This window comes from Okeania sp. SIO2F5, assembly GCF_010692685.1.
GTDB classification, from domain to species: domain Bacteria; phylum Cyanobacteriota; class Cyanobacteriia; order Cyanobacteriales; family Microcoleaceae; genus Okeania; species Okeania hirsuta.
The window spans coordinates 1-2,391 of sequence record NZ_JAAHGU010000284.1 but is presented as its reverse complement, the minus strand read 5'-3'; the positions used below and the strand labels follow the sequence as shown (position 1 = coordinate 2,391).

Annotated in this window: 3 protein-coding genes and 1 pseudogene; all 4 read left to right on the top strand. The window is 34.0% G+C overall.

Features of this window, described 5'->3' with window-relative positions:
- Positions 1 to 1,096: ATP-binding protein (locus F6K27_RS32930; protein ID WP_287300970.1), on the top strand; the 1,096-nt coding region annotated here is incomplete at its 5' end.
- A 3-nt stretch (positions 1,097 to 1,099) separates the two neighbouring features.
- On the top strand, positions 1,100 to 1,267 hold the full coding sequence (locus tag F6K27_RS32925; RefSeq protein WP_287279773.1) for a hypothetical protein: 168 nt from the start codon (positions 1,100 to 1,102) through the stop codon (positions 1,265 to 1,267).
- A gap of 85 nt (positions 1,268 to 1,352) precedes the next feature.
- A complete protein-coding gene (locus tag F6K27_RS32920; RefSeq protein WP_287279771.1) occupies positions 1,353 to 1,781 on the top strand; it encodes a DUF1622 domain-containing protein in 429 nt (142 codons plus the stop codon).
- A gap of 408 nt (positions 1,782 to 2,189) precedes the next feature.
- Positions 2,190 to 2,391: pseudogene (locus F6K27_RS32915) on the top strand (hypothetical protein); the annotation flags it as partial.

The window sequence follows — 2,391 nt, the reverse complement described above, 5'->3', positions numbered from 1 at the left end:
TTTATCTGGGATAATTCGTAAAGGAGCTGCTGTAAATTTAATTTTTGATATGCACTCTGAATATGGTTGGGAAGCAATGGCGGAAGGAAAACAAGTTAATACGGTAAAAGGTTTAAAACAATTGTTTCCAGAACGAGTCGAACTTTGGACTCTCGACCCAGAAGCGACTAAACGTAGAGGGGTGCGAGATGCACGAGAATTGTATTTAAGTTATAACCAAATTGAGGTAGAAGATATTGGGTTGGTGCAACGGGAATTAAATTTATCTGAGGCAAGTATTGATAGTGCAAATATTCTCAGAAGTGAATTTGGTAAATCTTGGATTGCTCAATTACTGGAAATGACTAATGAAGATATCCAAACATTTTGTGATGAGAAAAGGGGTCACAAAGGTTCAATAATGTCTTTACAAAGAAAGTTATTGCGACTGGATAATCTGAAATATATGCAGACAAAAAATACTAACAATTATATAGAGGAAATTTTAGAATCTTTAGACGCAGGAAAGCACGTTATTATTGAATTTGGTTCCCAGTCAAATATGCTCTCTTATATGTTAGCTGCTAATATGATTACTCGCAGAATTCATAATAGTTATGTGCGGAAAGCTGATAAATTTTTGAGTTCTAAAAATCCGAGCGATCGCCCTCAACCATTAGTCATAACTATTGAGGAAGCTCACCGTTTTCTCGACCCTGCCATAGTACGTTCAACTATTTTTGGAACAATCGCTAGAGAAATGCGGAAATATTTTGTGACTTTATTGGTAGTAGACCAGCGACCTTCCGGGATAGATGCGGAAGTTATGTCTCAAATTGGTACAAGAATTACAGCTCTATTAAATGATGATAAGGATATAGATTCTATTTTTACAGGAGTTTCTGGCGGTCATAGTTTACGGTCTGTATTGGCAAAGTTGGATTCTAAACAACAAGCTTTGGTATTAGGTCATGCGGTACCGATGCCAGTGGTTATTCAAACTCGTGCTTATGACCAGACTTTTTATCAGGAAATTGGAGATACAGACTGGCGATATGTGTCTGATGAAGAGTTATATGAAGCAGCTCAGGTTGCTCTGGATGATATTGGGTTTTAGGCATTGCTGAAGCGCGTGTATGATATTAATCTTAATTATTTAGGAGTCAGGAGTCAGGAGTCAGGAGTCAGTAGGGAAGAAAGGAGGAATGCTTATGAAATATTGGAGAATAGTATTGATAATTTCAGTATTTTTTTGGTACTGTCGGTACTTTCATTAATTGATAATTGATAATGGATAATTGATAATTACCTCTGGTTAAAACCGTTACGGAATTGAATATAAGGAAATATTATTTCTTTTTTCCTCTTAAAATATGAAATCAATAATTTTATCTCCCTATTCCCTATTTCCTATTCCCTATTCCCTGACTCTAGCTATAAATTTAATAGAATTAGCTGAGAATTTTTTAGATGAATTTGTGCTTATTATGAAGATTTTTATTGAAGCAATTGCTGTTTTTATTATTGCTTTTGCAGTGCTAAAAGCACTAGCACAAATGTGGAAAAGACGGAAAAATAATAAGCTTTTTGCACAAGATGGAACAATCAGACTTGAATTAGGTATCTCCCTAGTTCTAGCTTTAGAATTTCTGTTAGCTGCTGATATAGTAGCAACTGCAATATCTCCAAATTGGAATGATATTGGCAGGTTAGCAGCAATTGCTGGAATTAGAACTTTTCTCAACTTTTTCCTAGAAAAAGAACTTCAAGTACTAGAAGAAAAAAATAACCTCAATAGATAAAATTTTAAGAAGGAAAAAGGAAAAAAGAATGGGGATAGTCCTCGATAAGGAACAAGAATTAAATAAAATACATCAATTTATGCTCCCAAAAAGGATTGTTTATCTATAATAGCGTAAGCATTCAGCAGTCAGCCAGCCTCCTATGGTTGGAACTGCGTTATCAGCTATTGCTTTTAATTGATGATAAAAGCTTTGTTAATTCTCTTACTAAAAAAGTTAGCTTTCTTGCCTTTAAAGTCTACATTAATTTAAACACTTTTCTCTAGGAGAGAGTCTTGTTGCTGACTGCTGACTGCTAATAGCTGAATGCTTACATAATAGCTAATAGCAAAAGTTAATAATAAACTATCTATCTCATATCAAATCTGGTTTATTGCTAAAATTCAATATTGTAAGGATTATGTAAAAATGGCTTACAGTGATTTTAAAACTATTAGTCAAACTCAAACTACTTTTGACCTTAATATTAATATGGTTAATTTGTTTCCTAATATCGAGTTAGTTGAACCGAGTGAATATTTGAAAATGACTCTGAAACGTAATCTCAAAGTTGCTTTTGATAATAATACTGAAAAAGCTCGTTTCCTGACGGAATGCTCCGCAAACGGAG